Here is an 18130-nt window from a genome sequence, read left to right as displayed (position 1 = left end):
TTCCCTAATATCATTAGTCTTTTAATGAGTAGAATTTTTCATTTAGTATTTTATCTTCCTCACTAATTTCAAAATCCTCATCTTCAATTTCTGAATAACTTTGATATAAAAGGTTTTTATCAAGAACCTCAATTAAGAATTTCTTTTTGTCATCAAATGAAAGCTCTTCAAAATCATTTATATTTTCATCAATATCTTTTGGGTTAATTTTATAGCTTAAAAAAGCTTCTTCTTGCATTTTGTGCCATGTATCAAGTAATTCATTTTCTTGTTTAGCTTCCGCAATCTTATCTACCCAGAGCTGGTTTAGTTTTCTTAGTTCACAGTAAATAAAAGAACCTCCACCGCTCCAATTAAATTCTACTGAAATGCCACCTTGTTCTCCTTCAACAACTTTTTGCAATCTTTTAGCTGTAATATCTTCAATATAATCTAACTGCTCTACTGCAATATATTGTCTTTTTAACTTATGAGCGACAGCAGCTGTGGTTCCGCTACCAACAAAAAAATCCATAACGAGGTCGCCTTCTTCTGAAGCTAAAGCTATAAGTGTTTGTAATAATTGTTCTGGTTTAGGGTGTTTAAAAGCTTTATCATCATTAAACAATGCTTCTATCTCGTCTTTAGCTGTTTTATTAGTGCCTACATCATCTAATATTGAACGTAAAACCTTTCCCTCTTCTGGCTCATAGACTCTGTGATGAACTGTCCAACCATTTCTGGTCTCAATAACCCTAATTAAACCACTCTCTCGCTCTTCCCTAATCGTGTTAGCTGACTTCTGAGAATTTATAGTAATCATAGTTCCGTCTGGACATTCAACCTCTACAACAATAGGATTTTGTAATCCGTCTCTTGAAAGGGTATCCCAGTAAAATCTCCGACCATTATTTTCATCTGTTTCTCTATATCTCTTTAAGTATTCTGGGGTGTATGGAACCCTCCACTTTTTCTTATGAACATCTTTACTTTTGTTTTTTGCATAAACAAGAATATAATCATGGTCTAAAGCTAGGTAAGTTGAATCATTACCCCCACCTTTTCTTTTCTTCCATATGAGGTCGCCAACAAAGTTTTCCCTATCAAAAATTTCATCACAAAGAACCTTTAAATAAGCGTGCTCTATTTCATCAGTATTTATAAATATGACTCCATCTGGTCTTAAAAGCTTTTTAGCAATTTCCAGTCTATTTTTCATGAAAGTGAGCCATGTAGAATGAGTAAAAGTATCGTTATACATGAAAGTATCATTCTCAGTATTATATGGAGGGTCAATATATATGACTTTTACTTGTCCAGCATAAACTTCCTTCAAAGAATGTAAAGCTAATAAGTTATTTCCTCTTACTAAAAAGTTATCTTTGATTGAAATATTTTCGACCTCATGAATACCGTTTTCGTCATATCTCTTGAAATTGGTCAATACCTTTGGTGCTAATAATTGGTCAATCTGGTCTGGAGCAAGAAGCTCATTCCAAAAAACTTCGCTTCTCTTTGCTTCCTCTTCAGACTGTCCACCTTCAAGAACACAATCCTTATGAGGAAACACTAATGAAACATTTTTAGACTGAGATATGAATTGGTTTTCTGTGTTAAGTAAGCCAATTTTATTTTTGTAAGAAGTGTAACTATCTGAAAGGAAAGACTTATTGGTAATAAAGCGTTGAAATTTCACCTTATCAAACACCAAAACACTACCTACTTCTTGGAAGAAGTGCTTTTTAAGTCCATCATGTTCCAATAACAAATTTAAGAAAGCTGAATCAAGGTTTAGTGCTAAATCCTCAATTTTAGCTTTATTCACTAATCCATCAATTACCAAGCGTTCATCACTTTTAATTACTTGAATAAACTCATTTAATAGATTTTGCATGACTTCTCTCCTATTCAAAAAAAATTCACCTTAATATTAAAGATAACATAAAACTAGCGAAATTTTACATTATAACATAAATGAACGCATATAGAAGGAAGGTGTAATATTTTTAATATAAAAAAAGAAAGAGCTACCTCACCAGCATTAGCTAGGGAGTAACCCTCTCTTTTCTTGCAATAGCAAGATTTATCAAAAGTTCTGAATGGTATTCTTTTTTCTTTTGGCAATTCTCCTTTTTTGTAAATAAATCTATTTAATTATAGCAAGTCACTATTGCTTTTAAAGTGACCGACGCCATAGAAGGGCGTTGCTCTATCCAGCTGAGCTACCTTATATACCCGCTGTTTAATCTTTTTATAATAATTATGTGCTCAGCGGTTTTGAAGACTGTATCGTTAATTCAAATGGGTACACAATCGCAAGAAAGCCCGCAAATCAACGTTTATCTTCACTCCCAAACGGATTTATCAAGTTATCTAGTTCAGTTTTATCGTAGTCGCTACAGTTTTATTATAGTTTGCGTATCGTATAGTTTGCAATATTAAATGTCCCTATTAATAAGCCTTATCTTCATATGTTCCATCTGAATTGGGATTATACTGAATGATGCTCATTATATATAATTTGAAGTAATAATAATAGATTCACTAGTATCTAATACAAAATCGTATTTTTCCAAAACATCATTAGTCCAGTTTTCAGGAATTGAAGATGTTGCTAACTCATAGCCTGCTGGGTCTATCCAACTAATCATTTCCCCTACAAGTAAAGGAAGCACTCTCCATTCTTTTTTCTGAGCTTTATTAAAGTTTTGAGATAACACTGCTTTGATATTACGTTGTACTCGTAATGGACTCTTATTTTTACTTTTTGAAATAAAGCCCTCTCCCCATGTTCTAATTTTAGAAGCGTTTAATACATCATCTGTTGAGTCAAAAACAGAAACATTTTTATAATAATCCAATGCCCTTTCCTCTGCATCAGAACGAGTAAAGTCTATTCCATGAGCCATTAAATAGGCTGCAACAGGGTCTAATGTACCCCATACAATTAATTCTTTTAACCAAAAAACAATCCAAGGTAATCCTGTCTCTGGCCAATCCTCAATTTTCGTTTCTCTCAGCGAATTTCCATGCGCATCATCAATTGATAAAGAAATAACGCTCCCTAATCCCCAGTTAAATATGTATTCAAAGTTCCTTTTTATATATCTTATCCATTTAGATTTTTGCTTACTATTTGGTTTACTATTTGTAGTACTTGGGCTTAACCACCAATGAAGTATTTCTTTATAGTCTATTTTTCCTTCGCTACTAGGTATTTGAAACTTATTTAATTTTGTAATTTTTTCTATTGTTGTTGAGATATAAGCAATTTTCTCTTCAGATGAACATCCTGCATAATCAATCCCATCCTTTAAATGTTCATTAATATTCTGATACTCCTCTATTAATTGATTAGCATTTCGTGGCGATAAACTGGTACGGTAAAAACGCCGTCTTATATTTTCATCAGGGTATATTTTTTCAAAAATTGCTCCGCCTCTCCTAGAAAAAACATTTTTCATTTCTTCGGTTTTTGAATTAGTAAAATACGCATAAGTTCTCTGCCATACACTTTTAAGATGCTCCTCAATTTGACTCCTTTTAACTATATTACCTTCTATGTTCTCCATCTGCTCAAATTCCACAATTGTTGGAAGTAATATGCTGTCTAAAGAATCCAAAGACATGAATAATGATTCTCCTTCTACTTCTATAGGAGATTCATTATTCAAGGGACTTGTAACTTCTAACCAATCTAAAAACTCATCTATAGACTTAGATTTAGTTAGTTTAGCCCAGTTTTCTGCTAGGTATCTAATTAATTCTGCAAGAGGACTTTTACTTTTACCCGAGTTAATTTGCTTATTATTGTTAGTTAATTCATTTATAATGGCATTATATTGCCTACGTGCATTTTGTGAACTATAATCTGAGCCAGCTGCTTCTAACATTACTAGACTCTTTCCCTCTGTTCCCGTACCAGGGCGTCCCGCTCTTCCTACCAGATTTTTAAATTCTGAAACACCAAGTGGTTCTCCGTTCCTTATGATTGTAGGTATAATGACTGTTTCAAAGGGGAGATTAATTCCTTCAGAAAGTGTTGAAGTTGCTAAAGCTAAATGTACAATCCGTTCATTAATAACTTCAATTAGAAGCCTAGACATTAAACCAGGCATATTTCCATGATGTACTACAACACCTCTTTGCAGAAGTTTGTATTCAAATGAATCTATTCCAAAATAATCTTCACATGACCGTATGCATTTTTCCCATAACATAGCTTTGTTCTGCTCGGTCGGAGGAGTAAAAAATTTTGGAATTTCTATTCCCTTCAATATTTTTTCAAAAAAAAATACAAAGTCTTCTGCATAGCCACTTATGTTCTGAGGTATTGAGATTAATACTGTGTGTTGATTTCCTTGGTCGTCAGGATTAACCATTTGTAATGCAGCCCAAAATAAATATGGACGTTGTCTTTTACCAACAGTTTGATTTGTATACTTTTTTGGTAATTCACTGAATAATTTAGGGAAAGTATCAAATGGATTTAGAATAAAAGGAACATCATTTGTTTCTCCCTTTTCAGAGAAATTTAAATTGCTTCCGTTAAGTAGGTCATATCTAATTTCAAAGTTACCAGTTGATATCCATTCAAGTCGCCCAATTAATTGCCTCGTACTTCTATAAGGAGTAACTTCAGGTTCTGAGTCCAATACTCCTGATACCCAGTTTGATAATTCTTGAATCCCACCATCAGCTACCGCTGACAAGGCAATAATTTTCCTTTGTTCCAGATTATAGATTAATCGATTAGCGAGCATTTCTAAACGTAACCCACGATTATCTGTCGTGATTAAAGTTTCATATCTTCCATCAAATTGAACAGAATGTGCTTCATCAATTACAACTAATGAAACCCTATTTAAGAATAATGGACCTAAAAATCTTAGTAATGCTTCTCCTTTTTCATATGTACATATCAGCACTGTTGGTTCATCAGAAGTTATCCATGCATCAGTAGGCCCCCAATCAAGACCACCGTATAATCCTGTTACTTTTATTGGACTTTCACTAAGGTTATTAAGTACCTTTGCCATTTTATTTTCTACTTCTGTTGCAAGTGCTCGTGAAGGTACTAAATACATTACTATAGGAGCAGACCCTAGCATAATATTAATTGCGGTTGGTGTGTCGACATTGTTCTTTTTAGGCCTAAACAAACTTTGAATAATCGCTAATTCCGCTATTGTTGTTTTCCCTGAACCTGTTGGAGTACAAAGAGCGAAAGATTCGTCTTTCTTTAATCTCTCAATTCCTTTAATCTGTGAATACCACGCTAATGACTTACCCTCTAAGTAATTATTTCGCAAATACCTTTGAAAAGCCTCTCGTCCCGCCTGTTGTGTATTAATAGAAAGCTCTCCTACATGACGTCTCAATGAATTTTTGCTAAATTCTAAGATTACTTCACCACACAATTTTGCTAGTAACCATGAATAAGGGTCTTTTCCATCCAATGCTACATTAGTTATTGCTATAAATTTTTCCTTAGCTTTTTCAACTCTACCGTCATCACCCCAACGTATGTAAGCAGCAATAATTCCAAGAGTTCTGACAGTTTCATTGATTATCCAATGATGGATACTCATAGAATAGTTATCTATTGGCTTTATTTCATCTTTTTCAGATTCCCAATACTTTATTAGCAGGTTCATTAGCTCTTGGAAGTCAGCTTTTAATAGAGCACCAAGCAAAAGGGATTCATTTGTTTCAATCGAATTTGTTTTTAATAAGCCCATAGCAAGAGCAGGATACCCTGCTAATTGATAAGCTGATGCTGACAGCAATCTAAGTGGTAACTGATTAGAATTTAATGTTGGATGAGATAACCATTCTAATATTTCACCAGCTCTTTTTAATAGTCCTCTCCACTCTTGACCATCGGAATCTTTTTCGAATAAGCCTGCATCAACTAGAGACACAGCATCATTTAAACGATTGGAAAATTCCTCTTCATTTTTCCACCCTTTTAATCCTGGCTGTTTCATACTAAGTCTAGTAAATTGACTATATAATTTGGCAACAGAAGGAGGAAGTATATTTTTATTAATTTGATGTCTAATTTCCCTAAATAAGTCTCTTACTTCATCATCATTTTTCGCCATTTAGTTAATCAACCTTTCTATAAATTTCTTTAATCAAGTCTTCCACGTCAGTTAAATGAATTTCAACAGCTTCCAGTTTCCTTTCCCCCAGGTATTTTTGGTGAGGTGTATCTAACGGAATCCAACTTTTCCTCGTTTTAGGTCTCACAGGAGACTGCCCGCAAACATAACTCACTAGGTCATATCTTTCACACTGTTGACCATTTAAATATAGTTCGCGTAATGATTGAATCCATATTAACGATTCACTGTCACCATAGTCACTCAAAATGTCAATTATTCGTCTGATTTCCACTGGTATTAGATTTTCGCTACTTATTTTATTGTGGGCATCTGAAATCATGCTTTCATGATGACTGGCTGTACACTTAGCTTCACAAAAAAGCACTTTAACAATCTTGTTTTTGTTATCCAAAACAAAGGCTAAACAGTCGTCACCAGTTCTACCTGGAATGGTATTAAGTTTCTTTCCAGTAAGCCTGTACATTTCCAATTGGTCAAATGCAATCTCATGGTATCTAAATGAAAAAGCGGGGACTCTCCATCCCTTCTCTTCAAATGGAAAGAAATTCTCAGCAATTAAACCTGCAAAAACTTCTCCAAAATAACCTTTAAGGGTAGTCATATCAAATAGTTCTGGATATCCCTCAGCGGGGTCAAAACTTTCTTCATTTTCAAGTGGGTGCAGAGATATACTTAACACTTTTCTTAGGCGTAATCTAGCATCATTATGAGCTTCTTCGAAAATCCCTCTAAGTTCCTCAATTGCATCTACTCGCTTTATATTATTTTCTTTTAGTAAGCGATGTCTGTACTTTTTATCATTTGTCTCATTAACATTATTAAGGAGCCATAATGGCAATTCTTTTGATTTAATAGTTTTAGTTTTAATCATTGTTTTATACCTCATATAATAATTTTTTCTTCCTACTAGTAAATTATTACATATATTAATTGAAATACTAGAAATTTAATACAATATTTCCAAAAAACTTTATTTATCTATTTTTCTTTACTAGTTTTACCTGTAAAGTATTTTCAAATTATGCTTTTAATACACAAAGGAGAGAGATTTCCATTACTCGATGGTTTTAAAGTTGCATTGCGGGAGACATTCAAAATCTGACTGACTCTTAATTAAATTTTTAAGGTATCCTTTTTCTTTTAAGCTGATGTATTTTTCATGACCAATTATACATGGTCTAGGAGTTCTTCACCGACAACCTTCCCACCTCTGCTAGATGGTTCGTTCCTTCTACATCCTCACGACTTGGATTTGGCTGCCCACTAGGATGGTTATGTGCTACTTTGGCACTTGCACAACTACATTTTTATTAAAGGTAAAAATGTTTCACCTGGATGCACTATAGAAACATTTAACTCGATAATATGTGCTGGGTGCACTTTATTTACAGCAAGATATCCTGTCCATTCACCTTTGTTCTTAATTATTGCGATTATTGCCCTTTTGGTTCGACGAATCATTTATCTCACCTCCTTTCCAAGTTAGTAAATAAAAAATCCCCTCTTAAAAAGAGGGGGTGGCCGCCAAACATCTGTGAATCTTTATAAATGAATATACCTTGCGAGTCAGAAAAATTTCAAAAAATAACTTCTATATAAAGCAATCAATTATTTGATGGCCTCGATAAGCTCGTAATTGTTAATCAAGATGCATTACTTGTTGCCTTTGATGGCTTAATGAGGTTTGTCCCTCGCCATCCCCTGTACCATCTGGTCATTATAGTTTTATATGGTACTTCATATATTTCAGACCATTCAATCAAGGGCTTGGTTACACCGTTTATGTCTGCATATATTGTGTCTCTCTTGTTCCTGCTTTGCTCACGTGGTTCTATCCATTTGCAATTTGCAGGCTCATAATTTCCATTTACATCAATACGTTCTAGACTTAATCCTTCTTGATAACCATGGGACATTGCCCAAGAATAAAAGCATAGGAAATCACCATTCCACTCATCACAGATTGATATTGCCCGCCCTCCGTAATTTTGGTAATTCGAAGCATTTGGATTATTGCACCTGTCTCTAACTTTTCTCCATAATGCATGTATACGTGTTTTTGATAATCCGTGTTTATATAATCCCATTATTATTGACCTCCGTTGAGCTGGTTTAAGAAAAATAACCAGTTCATTCCGCAAGGTCAAGCATAAATTAATAATTTTTTTTGCTTTATATTATACTAAATGCTCTTTATAACACCCTTATTGAATCAACAAACACTTAAATATGAACCCAACCTCCATTGATTCCATTGGTTCTTTTTGTCGGCTCTTCCAGGGGCAACACAATAATCACTTATCTCAGTAATATCTCCTATGTAATCCATGGGAAGTGAATTCCAATTTTGATATACATATTGCGAAATAAATTTCCGAGCCGCAGTAATGCCCGTAAAATCAGCTCTTAGTAATTCCTTTTTTTCATTAAATACCATCTCAACTTTGTATGGCATATGTACTCTGCTTCCTGTAATGATAAAATGAAGCTCATTACTTCTATTTATATGGCTGATAATCTCTTTAGGCATTCCAGAAGAACGCCTTTTAGACTTAAATTTGTTTTTAAGCTCCAAAAAGTTTTGCAAAAGAAATCGAAGTACTTCATCATTAGTTTGAATGGCTGCCACGGTTTCCATAATTTTATCCCAAGTAAGGCGAATAACCTCTATATTTTCTTTATTAATTAGTCTCTTATGGGCCGATATTTGTGCTTCGTCCAATGTACCTCGTATTTTAAATTCAAAAAGTAAATTAAAGTTGCTCCCGCAAACCCAAGCGTCTGGAATTGAACCTGAGTTGTCTTCTAACTCGGAGTGTGTTATCCCGCTTTTATAAGGGGCAATCCCGATTATATACTCATAAGGCTTTTGTGGCTGGGGACAATTTTTTGTCCGAGTTTGTATCAATGAATTAGCAAACTGAAAATCCCTGGATTCCTCTGGTATTACTCCATAAATAAACTGGGGAAGGATTAAATAATTTTTATATTTTAAGATGCACATTAAAATATTTGTATAATGGTCTTCCTCCTGCCCCTGATACTGGAAAATGTTCATTTTCTCACCTCTTTACCCTGTTTTACATTCGAGGTCTTACAAAGTTATCCCTTCAAGGATTCTATACAATTTGATTTTTTATCGCTATTCCCTCAAGGATGAATCAGCAGGTGTATTCCATAAATAAAGTGCTCACAAGGATAAATAAGCCCTCAAACCATTGATATCACTACATTTATGACTAAAGGGCTTATCCATTTTCTGTTAGGTGTGTGTTAGTGTCAGTGAGACTAGAAGAAGTGTTGTTAATACATCCCTGTTCATACTGATTTTCCTATATTGGGCTTTAACTACTTTATTTTGGCTTTCTCATGCTTTATTTCTTGCTGCTGGTACGTTGCCATGTCATCCAATAAATCAGCCGATTTGCGACTTCTGTATGGCTCCTTTACTTGCCCTTGAATAATCTCCTCATACTCCTTATTTATTTGATTTAACGGCTTCATGCTCCTTGCTCCTTCGCTTCAATCTCCCTAACTATCTTATAAAAGGTTGTCCGCTTCATTCCTACTTTCCATTTTCCGTATGCCTGGTAAAATTCATCTGTTGGCTCCGCTTTAGGTCTGCCGAATTGAGTACCATTCTTTAAAGCTACGTCTATGCCTTCACGCTGCCTTTTTCTTATGCGTTCCCGTTCTTCGTCTGCCATCCATGAAAGGATTTGTAAAACAAGGTCGGATATAAACGTTCCCATGCTGTCTTTATGCTTGGTAGTGTCCAGAAGCGGCATATCCAAAACAATAATATCTGCCTTAATATTCTTGGTGATGTGTTGCCATTCGTTGAGTATATCTTCCTTGTTCCTTCCGAAACGGTCTAATGAATGGATATAGAGAATATCGCCTTCCCTTAAACATTGTTTCAATGCTTGATACTTTTCACGGTTAAAGTCCTTCCCACTCTGTTTATCCATGAATATATCCCTTTCCTCAATGCCTTGTGCCTTCATGGATTCAATTTGCCTGCCTTCGTTCTGGTCATTGCTGCTTACACGGACATATCCAAACTTTTTTATGTTCATTTTCTTTTCCTCCCCATTTTCATTATTAATTTATATAAACTATTCAAAAATGTACTTATAACTTAGTGAATAGTCGTAAAGTATTTTTGAACATTAACGAACAAGAAAAACGCTGTTTTTATATGCCTTCTTTACTGTTCGTAAAAGTATACTTAAATGAATATATAGAAAGGGGACAAACCCATTCAGGTAGTCCCTCAGCACTGCTTATAGGTACCCTTTTTCCTTTAAGCTGATGTATTTTTCATGCCCGATTATTACGTGGTCAAGGACTTCTATGCCGACTATTTTCCCCACCTCCGCAAGCCGCTTGGTAACCTCTATATCTTCTCTTGAAGGAGTTGGCTGCCCTGAAGGATGATTATGAGCTAAGATAGCACTGGCACAGCATCTCTTGATTAATGGTAGGAAAGTTTCCCTTGGATGCACAATGGTTGCATTCAATGAACCTGTGAAAATGGTTTGTCTAAACAAAATTTCATTCTTGGTGTTAAGTCCTAGGCAAACAAATTCTTCACGATTTAGATACTGCATGTCTTTAAGGTAATTGTAAGCATCCCTTGGGCTTCTGATAGCAAATCGTTCTTCTGCTGTGGTTGGATTTAATCTCGCCAGTCTTAATGCAGCGGTAATCTGTTGAGCTTTTACTCTACCGATACCTTTAATAGACAGTAGTTCTTCCTCAGTAACATCCAATAACTCCTGAATTGATGGGAAGCGGCTGAAAATTTTACTAACAATATAGCTGTCGTCCTTTTCACGGATCGTAGTAGCAAGTAAAAGTTTGAAAGTTAATTTATCTTATTGGTTTGTCATTATTAAATCCTCCATTTAATTGAAATAAAAAAAGGAGAGACAAAGTGTCCATCCAATTGATTGATATAAGCTTTTTCTGTATGATGTAGTTAGTTGATTTTTTTATTGATGAGTTCGTTCCTGCGGCTCATCTTTTTTCACATAAAAAAAACAGCCCTTAGAGTGCCGTAATGCATTCAAGTGCTCCAATTAAATATGCTCTTTGTACCAAACATTCACTTTCCTCCAATCACTTACTTTCCTTTTGCATTACACCCCCTTATTACGTGTTTGAATTCCTTTTTATGCCTTTCGTTTATAGCATCACCTCCTTTTATTCAGAAACTTCTTTGCTATCCAATTGTAATATTTGAGCCAACCGCCTCCTTTCATTTATCAGAATTTATTTAATCTAAAATTTCTAAAAAGTAGAAGAAAACCCTTTACAGTCAGTCATCAAGTGGTTATGTTACAAGTGTTCAAGGTATTATGTCGAGGTCTCCCCTCGTTTCCTCTCTCTAGCCATCCTTAACGGGGCGGCAACTCCTAATAAATTACCGTAAAGGATGATGATATATGATTACTCAAGAAGAAAGAGAAAGCCTTCTTAGGGCTTTGGAAATCAAACATGTTTTAGTGTATTGTGATGGCTTACCATTACACCGCTGTTTAAAAATTAAACGAGTTCACGATAACTTCAATTTAACTGAATTGGCTGCCATTCTCGGTATGGGTGTTTCTACTCTATCGGAAATAGAGAACAACCGCCGCCGCGTTCCTTACAAATACTTGGAGCGTGTAAAATCCTACCTTTACCATGAGATGTACCATGATAAACAGTTTGTAGGAGAAATAGAGCAATAATGGCTAACTGGAGACAACATCATGGCGGCAATCCTGCTGGTACTCAATCAATGAATAGGCAATCTATGAGTAAATTTGCAAAGGCTAACACTGCTTTTGCTGTTTTTGACACAGCTATGAATATGAGTGCTGGTGATGATTTTGGAACGGCTGCCTTAAAAGCTGGTGCTGGTGCTGCTTTATGGGCTTTTGCTCCATGGGTTATGGGGGCTCATTTAGCTGCTACTACATTACCAATGGCAGGAGATGCTTTATATAACACTCACAGACAGAAGGTTAACCAATGGAATATGCAGCACTTGCAAGGCACACTTGGCGGTAACTACATGGATACACAAAGAGCCTTAACAATGAGACAAGCCGCGGTACAAGCCATTGAATCAAGTAAGATGAATGCTCGCTCTGCATTAGGTGGAGAAGCTAAAATACTAGCCCAAACATGGCACAAATAAGAAAGGATGATTAACAATGACTGACCATAAACAGATAATTGAACGCTTAAAACAGCAAAACATGAATCCTGACCTCCCACAAAGCCAACGAGAAGCCAATGAGCTTCGTTGTATGTGGCTTGAAATGCTCCATAGGGAAAAACCTTCAAAGACTAAAACAGTCTTTTATGATGCAGTACAACAACGCTTAGCACATGGCTATTCCATTACTCCTAATGGGTTGCTGCGTGATTAATGTTTTTTCCTACCTATTGAGGGGGAAGCTCCAGAGGTCGGGTTTGGGCAGAGCCCAAGGTTTTATATGGGCAAGGAATAGCCTTGTATGTCCTCTCTCTTCCCTTTCCCGTTACAATAGAAGAACTGACGGAAGCCTTATTAACTGCCTATTGAGTTGGTGTCCGTCGGTAAGATGACAACAACGGGAAAGGGCAAGGCTGTCAACGGGCTTGAAGTTTTTCAGCGAAGCGGTTTGAAAAAGTTTTGCGAGGTACGAGCAACCCTTGACTGGCTTGTGGTATGTGCTTCTCTTATCGCCTTTATGGTTTTTGCGTGTGTGCTGAATAAGCGAATACTCTCTACATATGGCGCATGGTGAGAAGCCGAAGGCCAACCGAAGGCTTACAAAGGGACGCCATATTTGACGCTCTTATATTGTGCAGCAGATTAGCTGCTCCTTTTAATGTGTCTCATATTTGCGACTCGCTTCTTACAGAGAGGGGGGTGGGCATGAAACGTCATCCGAACCTTTCGGAAGGATATTACTGCCCTAAGGAATTTGAGCTATTTTTTTGCCTATATAGTGAAATTATTTCTAGTTTCCATATGGACAAGCGGAGTTTATTAAATTAAGGTTTGATTATAGAGATTTCACTAAATATATGGAGGTTTTAATATGGCGGAAAAGACAGCTTTTAAAATGGAATCGTCTGACGAACAAGGTAATACATTGAGTGTTTCTGTAGAAGGCACTTCAGATATGGCATTCTGGAAACATGATTTAAAAATCGAGGCGGTAAAGGCTCTACTTGAAACGGTGGACAAGAAAGACTTTTATGAAGATGGAAAAGAAGATGAGTTTCACAAATCTATTCAGGAGTTAAGAAACCTATTAAATTCTTTAGAAATGTAGTAAGGATTTTGTATTTTAGGTAGAATGCTATATTGTGATTTTAGGGCTCTCATAACTTGATTGTATGTACACTTAAGAACCAAATTAGGTGCTTCCACTACACCCTTTACCCTTGTGGATCTAAGGTTCGTAACGTCGTTGGAACCATTCACAACTACATTATTGCTCAGAGAAATTTGAGCTATTTTTTTGTCTCTGGTATGTCAACACAAAACTAGACAACTTTTTTAAGGTGTTCAAGTTTATATTCAATTGGGCTTAAATATCCTAATGTTCCATGAATTCGTATGTAATTGAACCAATTCACATAGTCGTATAATTCCCTAGATAATTCTTCTAAACTAGTAAAATGCCTTTTTCGAATACATTCTGTTTTGATGATTTTAAATGTAGCTTCTGCTACTGCGTTATCATAAGGGCAGCCTTTCATGCTTAATGATCGTTTAATATTAAATGTTTCTAATGCTTCATCTATTAATTTATTTTTAAACTCATTTCCCCGATCCGTATGGAAATACTGAATTTTACGCAAGTCTTTCTTGATCGATGAAAAGGCGCGATAAACCAGTGATGCATCTTTGTTTGGACCACAACTATGACCAATAATTTCCCGATTAAAGAGATCAACAAATACACATACGTATTGCCACTTTCCATCTACTCTTACGTATGTTAGATCACTTACAACCACTGTCATTTCTTTCTCTTGATCAAATTCACGGTTTCATTCGTTTTGCTGGCTAGCCTCGTTACACTTAGTAGATTGCGGTTTAAACTGTGCTACTGTATAGGAAGATACTAGACCTTGTTCTTTCATGATACGGTCAATTCGGTGTCTGGAAACCTTATATCCTTGTTTTTTTAACTCCACCTTGATCTTGCGAGTGCCATAGTTTTGACGACTTAAGTGAAAGATTTCGATGATTTTTGTTGTTATCTCGTCTTCTGATAGCCTTTCTTTCGTCTCATAATAATAGGTACTTCTTTGAAGTTGCAGGACTTTGCACATTGCTGATATCGAATATTTGTGCTGGTTGTTTTTGATCACATTTACTTTCGTCCTAGTATCAGCGCTGCTTGCTTTAAAATATCGTTCTCCATCTGTAGCTGTTTTAGCTCTTTACGAAGTTTATTTAATTCTTGTTGTTCAGGAGTTAAATTATCACTTTCCTTGAATGAGCCAGATGTTTGATGTTGCTTAATCCATTTGTCTAACGCAGAAGGGGTTAACTCATATTCACGAATAATATCCTTTCTTGGTTTTCCGTTCAGATATAGTTGCACCATTTGTTGTTTGAATTCCGCTGTAAAAATTCGGCGTGCTCTTTTGGTCATAGTAGATTCTCCTCTTATTGTCTTATTCGTATTCTACTTGACCTTAAAATACCTGTCCAACTAAGTGTAGCCTATCCAGGTCAAACTAAGGGGGATTTTGTAGAAAGAAGCTAGGAGGTATAGAATGGACAAAGTAACATTAATGCATGAAGCATACCTGAATTTTACCGGCTGGAGTGAACGCCATGCTTTAAAGCAGACAGCTAAAGATAGAATAGATAAGCTTACAAATATGGGGATGTAGGAAGTTATATCTAGTGGAAAAGGAAAGAAGACTATCTACACATTCCTTATCCCTCCTGAGTTCTGGAGATTGCTGCTCATTCCCTCCATGTCTTATACAGCCGTATGCGCAGACTACATTAACTATCTAATTGAACGCAGAGATTTAATGAAAACACATGATGACACTATTGTTAGATTTAGTACTGAAATTACAAGTGAGCTGGCTGAGAAACACAGAATGAACGTAGAAGCTGTAAATACTACATGTAAAAGAGTACGTAAACACCTTTTTGATTGTAGTTATTTAAGTACGGAGGACAAGAAGAGCCATAGAGTTAAGAAGACAAGGGATGGGGGCTGGATAACTGGAGAGAGAGCCTTCATGTATGACAAGCAGGCACGCGCTCAATGGGCTAGCTTCATCAACTATAAGCTTGCTCTGTATAAGGAGATTTACCCGTCAGCCGAGAAGATACCAATGCACATATTTAGAGCTGAAATTAAGAAAGTATATTTGACAGATATGGCTAGATGGTTGGATGTTGAATACTACCGTACAGTTCATCACACCTGTGTAACAAATAATTTGAAAGCTGACATCGACTATGCAAGACAGGCCTTCCTAGAAACACACAATCTGGTTCTGGTAAGAGAAGAACTTGCCCATAAACAGCAACAGTACAAATAGAAAAACAGCGGAAGGATGAACAGAAGAAGTTAGAGAAGGAACAAGAGCAAGCTATGATACCATCTTTTGAAGAACATAAGGAGATTCAGAAGAGACTAAGTGAAGTAGCAACAAGCAGCGAATTTCAAGCTAAGATACGGACTCCACAGGAACAAGAGGAGTTAGACAAACTAATGAGAGAGGTTGACACTGTACTAAACTTTAATTCAGAAGAACCGGATTTAGAGGACAATGAATAATCGTAAGTCCAGCTCACCTTCAATTGGCATGGAGTAATTTGTTAACAATTTATATTACTCTTCGATAATTTATATAAACCGGAGCCGCTTTCTAAGAAGAAGACGGCTCCCTATATCTAAAACATTCATTAGTTATAGTAATAAAGCTGATAAAACCAACTGGTGTTATATTTGCCCTTCTGTGTTGTATAATGATGCTTATCCTCTTCTTCCTCTATTCATTCTAGGGTTACTTGAATAATTTGCTAATATACTATGTTGTTCAAATCCTTCTTTTAAATCTTTTGCATATAAGTTTACATAATTAAAAGTAACATCCAATGTTGCATGACCGAGCAAGCGTTGAAGCTTAAAAGCATCCCCTCCGCTAGTTATATAGTGCTTTGCAAATGTATGCCTAAAAGCATGAATAGAAGTCTTCTCTACTCCTCTTCTTTTATTGTATCGAGGAATAGTATGCTGCATGGAGTTCCTTGTCATTTGTTCACCTATCTCATTAATAAAAAGAAAATCTCTTTTTTGAAACTTGTATGTTCTAATGTATTCAGTTAAGACTTTGACGATATACTCGCTTATCGGATTGTACTGTGCTTTTCGATTCTTTGTTGTATTTAAGACTACCATACCATTCTCCAAGTCAATGTCTTCTACCTTTACATTTAGAACAGTATTCAAACGATTGCCTGTTTCTAGTAGGTAGTTAACCATCACCCAATTCCTATGCTCTACAAAGCCGCATTCTCTTATATTTGGCTTCTGAATTAACTTCTTAATGTCATCATCTGAGTATGGCTCTTTTTGTTCCTTTTCGGCTTTTATAAGGCTAATCTCAAACTGCCTGAGATAATCTTCTCTCATTGCAAAATAAAGAAATGCTCGTGTAGCTCTCATATAGGTGTTAATTGTTGTAGCCTTTAATTCCTTTTTCTTTAAAAACAAAATAAATCTATCAACAATCTTTTTTTCGATTTCGCCTACATTGCTAATACCAATTCCCTCTAAATAGCGAAGAAAATGAATTAGGTTTTGCTCATAGAAACGAATCGTCATTTCTGATAAGTTCTTCACCTTATTTTCTAACTGAAAATCGTCATATAACTCTTTAACCGATTTCTCATATTTTCCTCTTTGTAATCGAATCTTAGCCATTTACAATAACACTCCCTTTAAGATATTTAAATTCTTAAAGGCATTTAATAATCGAAGTTGTTGTCCACACGATTTGCAACCCACTTTAGTCCTTTAAACAACAAAAAAGCCAATACTCTGATTGCTCAAAGCATTGACTTAATTGGGTTTTCGACCATTTGATACCGGTGGTCGGGGTCGAACCGACACTCCAGAAGGAACACGATTTTGAGTCGTGCGCGTCTGCCAATTCCGCCACACCGGCGCGCTTATAATTTTTAAAAATGTCTAAAATGCCGAGGACCGGAATCGAACCGGTACGGTAGTCACCTACCGCAGGATTTTAAGTCCTGTGCGTCTGCCAGTTCCGCCACCCCGGCGTAATACTATTTAAATAATTTTATAAGCAAATAATGGAGGCGGCAACCGGATTCGAACCGGTGGTAAAGGTTTTGCAGACCTCTGCCTTACCACTTGGCTATGCCGCCATAAAACAATTGGAGCGGAAGACGGGATTCGAACCCGCGACCCCCACCTTGGCAAGGTGGTGTTCTACCACTGAACTACTTCCGCGAAATGGCTGGGCTAGCTGGATTCGAACCAACGAGTGACGGAGTCAAAGTCCGTTGCCTTACCGCTTGGCTATAGCCCACTAATAATATATTCAACTATTTAAGTATTGTTATGAAAATATGGGGCGAATAATGGGAATCGAACCCACGAGTGTCGGAGCCACAATCCGATGCGTTAACCACTTCGCCATATCCGCCATAATTTTATTGGCAGGGGTAGTAGGAATCGAACCCACACCGGAGGTTTTGGAGACCTCTGTTCTACCTTTAAACTATACCCCTATATCATAAATGGTGGAGGGGGACGGATTCGAACCGCCGAACCCGAAGGAGCGGATTTACAGTCCGCCGCGTTTAGCCACTTCGCTACCCCTCCATCTTTAGATGGTGGCTCAGGACGGAATCGAACCGCCGACACAAGGATTTTCAGTCCTTTGCTCTACCGACTGAGCTACTGAGCCTTAATTTACGACTTTCGCTAAGCATCAAATTTCTTCGTCAGCTCTTTCACTCA

The 18130-nt window shown here is 36.3% G+C and carries 15 protein-coding genes, 9 tRNA genes and 3 pseudogenes; 6 read left to right on the top strand and 21 right to left on the bottom strand.

The genetic code is table 11. From position 1 onward, the window contains the following. Positions 1-13: 13 nt before the first annotated feature. The 10 genes and pseudogenes from ACTYBU_RS00135 to radC form a co-directional block, all read right to left on the bottom strand. Positions 14-1873 (bottom strand): DNA methyltransferase, encoded by a 1860-nt coding sequence (locus ACTYBU_RS00135; RefSeq protein ID WP_445486437.1) that lies wholly within the window; start codon positions 1871-1873, stop codon positions 14-16. Between the two features lie 616 nt (positions 1874-2489). Beyond that, entirely contained in the window at positions 2490-6086 is a 3597-nt protein-coding gene (locus ACTYBU_RS00130) for a DEAD/DEAH box helicase (protein ID WP_445486436.1), read from the bottom strand. A 4-nt stretch (positions 6087-6090) separates the two neighbouring features. Then, positions 6091-6981, bottom strand: coding sequence for a hypothetical protein (locus ACTYBU_RS00125; RefSeq protein WP_445486435.1), 891 nt, complete (start codon positions 6979-6981; stop codon positions 6091-6093). A 307-nt stretch (positions 6982-7288) separates the two neighbouring features. After that, a pseudogene (locus ACTYBU_RS00120) lies at positions 7289-7363 on the bottom strand (hypothetical protein); the annotation flags it as partial. A gap of 46 nt (positions 7364-7409) precedes the next feature. After that, positions 7410-7571 (bottom strand): hypothetical protein, encoded by a 162-nt coding sequence (locus ACTYBU_RS00115; protein WP_445486434.1) that lies wholly within the window; start codon positions 7569-7571, stop codon positions 7410-7412. Positions 7572-7753: 182 nt separating this feature from the next. Beyond that, positions 7754-8197: a hypothetical protein gene (locus tag ACTYBU_RS00110; protein ID WP_445486433.1), complete on the bottom strand. Its 444-nt coding sequence runs from the start codon at positions 8195-8197 to the stop codon at positions 7754-7756. Between the two features lie 125 nt (positions 8198-8322). Further along, positions 8323-9168: a hypothetical protein gene (locus ACTYBU_RS00105; RefSeq protein ID WP_445486432.1), complete on the bottom strand. Its 846-nt coding sequence runs from the start codon at positions 9166-9168 to the stop codon at positions 8323-8325. 290 nt (positions 9169-9458) lie between these two features. Next, a complete protein-coding gene (locus ACTYBU_RS00100; protein WP_445486431.1) occupies positions 9459-9614 on the bottom strand; it encodes a hypothetical protein in 156 nt (51 codons plus the stop codon). Next, positions 9611-10189, bottom strand: a complete 579-nt coding sequence (locus tag ACTYBU_RS00095; RefSeq protein ID WP_445486430.1) for a recombinase family protein — start codon at positions 10187-10189, stop codon at positions 9611-9613. Before ACTYBU_RS00095 ends, ACTYBU_RS00100 begins: the two co-directional genes overlap by 4 nt. Before the next feature lie 207 nt (positions 10190-10396). Beyond that, positions 10397-10963 (bottom strand): annotated as a pseudogene (gene radC / locus ACTYBU_RS00090) (RadC family protein); the annotation flags it as partial. Between the two features lie 597 nt (positions 10964-11560). Between radC and ACTYBU_RS00085 the strand changes: the two are divergent. The 4 genes from ACTYBU_RS00085 to ACTYBU_RS00070 all read left to right on the top strand — a co-directional run bounded on the left by ACTYBU_RS00085 (position 11561) and on the right by ACTYBU_RS00070 (position 13429). Further along, entirely contained in the window at positions 11561-11848 is a 288-nt protein-coding gene (locus ACTYBU_RS00085; RefSeq protein ID WP_445486429.1) for a helix-turn-helix domain-containing protein, read from the top strand. Beyond that, positions 11848-12300: a hypothetical protein gene (locus ACTYBU_RS00080; RefSeq protein ID WP_445486428.1), complete on the top strand. Its 453-nt coding sequence runs from the start codon at positions 11848-11850 to the stop codon at positions 12298-12300. The genes ACTYBU_RS00085 and ACTYBU_RS00080 overlap by 1 nt, the downstream gene beginning before the upstream one ends. Positions 12301-12316: 16 nt before the next feature. Beyond that, a complete protein-coding gene (locus tag ACTYBU_RS00075) occupies positions 12317-12535 on the top strand; it encodes a hypothetical protein (protein WP_445486427.1) in 219 nt (72 codons plus the stop codon). Positions 12536-13192: 657 nt separating this feature from the next. Beyond that, complete coding sequence (locus ACTYBU_RS00070; protein WP_445486426.1) at positions 13193-13429, top strand: hypothetical protein; 237 nt, start codon at positions 13193-13195, stop codon at positions 13427-13429. A gap of 214 nt (positions 13430-13643) precedes the next feature. Here the strand turns inward: ACTYBU_RS00070 and ACTYBU_RS00065 are convergent. Next, positions 13644-14764 (bottom strand): annotated as a pseudogene (locus ACTYBU_RS00065) (IS3 family transposase). A gap of 391 nt (positions 14765-15155) precedes the next feature. Here ACTYBU_RS00065 and ACTYBU_RS00060 point away from each other — a divergent pair. Both ACTYBU_RS00060 and ACTYBU_RS00055 read left to right on the top strand, forming a co-directional pair. Then, positions 15156-15677 (top strand): hypothetical protein, encoded by a 522-nt coding sequence (locus tag ACTYBU_RS00060; RefSeq protein ID WP_445486425.1) that lies wholly within the window; start codon positions 15156-15158, stop codon positions 15675-15677. 53 nt (positions 15678-15730) lie between these two features. Next, a complete protein-coding gene (locus ACTYBU_RS00055; RefSeq protein ID WP_445486424.1) occupies positions 15731-15916 on the top strand; it encodes a hypothetical protein in 186 nt (61 codons plus the stop codon). A 198-nt stretch (positions 15917-16114) separates the two neighbouring features. Here the strand turns inward: ACTYBU_RS00055 and ACTYBU_RS00050 are convergent, their stop codons facing one another. From ACTYBU_RS00050 to ACTYBU_RS00005, 10 genes are all read right to left on the bottom strand, one after another. Continuing rightward, positions 16115-17065: a tyrosine-type recombinase/integrase gene (locus tag ACTYBU_RS00050; RefSeq protein ID WP_445486423.1), complete on the bottom strand. Its 951-nt coding sequence runs from the start codon at positions 17063-17065 to the stop codon at positions 16115-16117. A gap of 162 nt (positions 17066-17227) precedes the next feature. After that, positions 17228-17309: transfer RNA gene (locus ACTYBU_RS00045), tRNA-Leu, on the bottom strand. Positions 17310-17338: 29 nt separating this feature from the next. After that, positions 17339-17424, bottom strand: a tRNA-Leu gene (locus tag ACTYBU_RS00040). 34 nt (positions 17425-17458) lie between these two features. After that, a tRNA-Cys gene (locus ACTYBU_RS00035) sits at positions 17459-17532 on the bottom strand. Between the two features lie 10 nt (positions 17533-17542). After that, positions 17543-17617, bottom strand: a tRNA-Gly gene (locus tag ACTYBU_RS00030). A 4-nt stretch (positions 17618-17621) separates the two neighbouring features. Beyond that, a tRNA-Gln gene (locus ACTYBU_RS00025) sits at positions 17622-17696 on the bottom strand. A gap of 41 nt (positions 17697-17737) precedes the next feature. Continuing rightward, a tRNA-His gene (locus ACTYBU_RS00020) sits at positions 17738-17813 on the bottom strand. Between the two features lie 11 nt (positions 17814-17824). Beyond that, positions 17825-17898: transfer RNA gene (locus tag ACTYBU_RS00015), tRNA-Trp, on the bottom strand. Between the two features lie 10 nt (positions 17899-17908). Then, a tRNA-Tyr gene (locus tag ACTYBU_RS00010) sits at positions 17909-17992 on the bottom strand. Positions 17993-18001: 9 nt separating this feature from the next. Continuing rightward, positions 18002-18077: transfer RNA gene (locus ACTYBU_RS00005), tRNA-Phe, on the bottom strand. Positions 18078-18130 lie beyond the last annotated feature (53 nt).

The sequence above is a fragment of the Niallia sp. 03133 genome (assembly GCF_052663225.1).
This window is presented reverse-complemented; position numbering and strand designations above follow the sequence as displayed.

Bases quoted from the DNA above. Each gene is read 5' to 3' on its own strand.
- ACTYBU_RS00135 (WP_445486437.1), bottom strand. From the start codon at position 1,873: ATGCAAAATCTATTAAATGAGTTTATTCAAGTAATTAAAAGTGATGAA.
- ACTYBU_RS00130 (WP_445486436.1), bottom strand. From the start codon at position 6,086: ATGGCGAAAAATGATGATGAAGTAAGAGACTTATTTAGGGAAATTAGA.
- ACTYBU_RS00125 (WP_445486435.1), bottom strand. From the start codon at position 6,981: ATGATTAAAACTAAAACTATTAAATCAAAAGAATTGCCATTATGGCTC.
- ACTYBU_RS00115 (WP_445486434.1), bottom strand. From the start codon at position 7,571: ATGATTCGTCGAACCAAAAGGGCAATAATCGCAATAATTAAGAACAAA.
- ACTYBU_RS00110 (WP_445486433.1), bottom strand. From the start codon at position 8,197: ATGGGATTATATAAACACGGATTATCAAAAACACGTATACATGCATTA.
- ACTYBU_RS00105 (WP_445486432.1), bottom strand. From the start codon at position 9,168: ATGAACATTTTCCAGTATCAGGGGCAGGAGGAAGACCATTATACAAAT.
- ACTYBU_RS00100 (WP_445486431.1), bottom strand. From the start codon at position 9,614: ATGAAGCCGTTAAATCAAATAAATAAGGAGTATGAGGAGATTATTCAA.
- ACTYBU_RS00095 (WP_445486430.1), bottom strand. From the start codon at position 10,189: ATGAACATAAAAAAGTTTGGATATGTCCGTGTAAGCAGCAATGACCAG.
- ACTYBU_RS00085 (WP_445486429.1), top strand. From the start codon at position 11,561: ATGATTACTCAAGAAGAAAGAGAAAGCCTTCTTAGGGCTTTGGAAATC.
- ACTYBU_RS00080 (WP_445486428.1), top strand. From the start codon at position 11,848: ATGGCTAACTGGAGACAACATCATGGCGGCAATCCTGCTGGTACTCAA.
- ACTYBU_RS00075 (WP_445486427.1), top strand. From the start codon at position 12,317: ATGACTGACCATAAACAGATAATTGAACGCTTAAAACAGCAAAACATG.
- ACTYBU_RS00070 (WP_445486426.1), top strand. From the start codon at position 13,193: ATGGCGGAAAAGACAGCTTTTAAAATGGAATCGTCTGACGAACAAGGT.
- ACTYBU_RS00060 (WP_445486425.1), top strand. From the start codon at position 15,156: ATGAAAACACATGATGACACTATTGTTAGATTTAGTACTGAAATTACA.
- ACTYBU_RS00055 (WP_445486424.1), top strand. From the start codon at position 15,731: ATGATACCATCTTTTGAAGAACATAAGGAGATTCAGAAGAGACTAAGT.
- ACTYBU_RS00050 (WP_445486423.1), bottom strand. From the start codon at position 17,065: ATGGCTAAGATTCGATTACAAAGAGGAAAATATGAGAAATCGGTTAAA.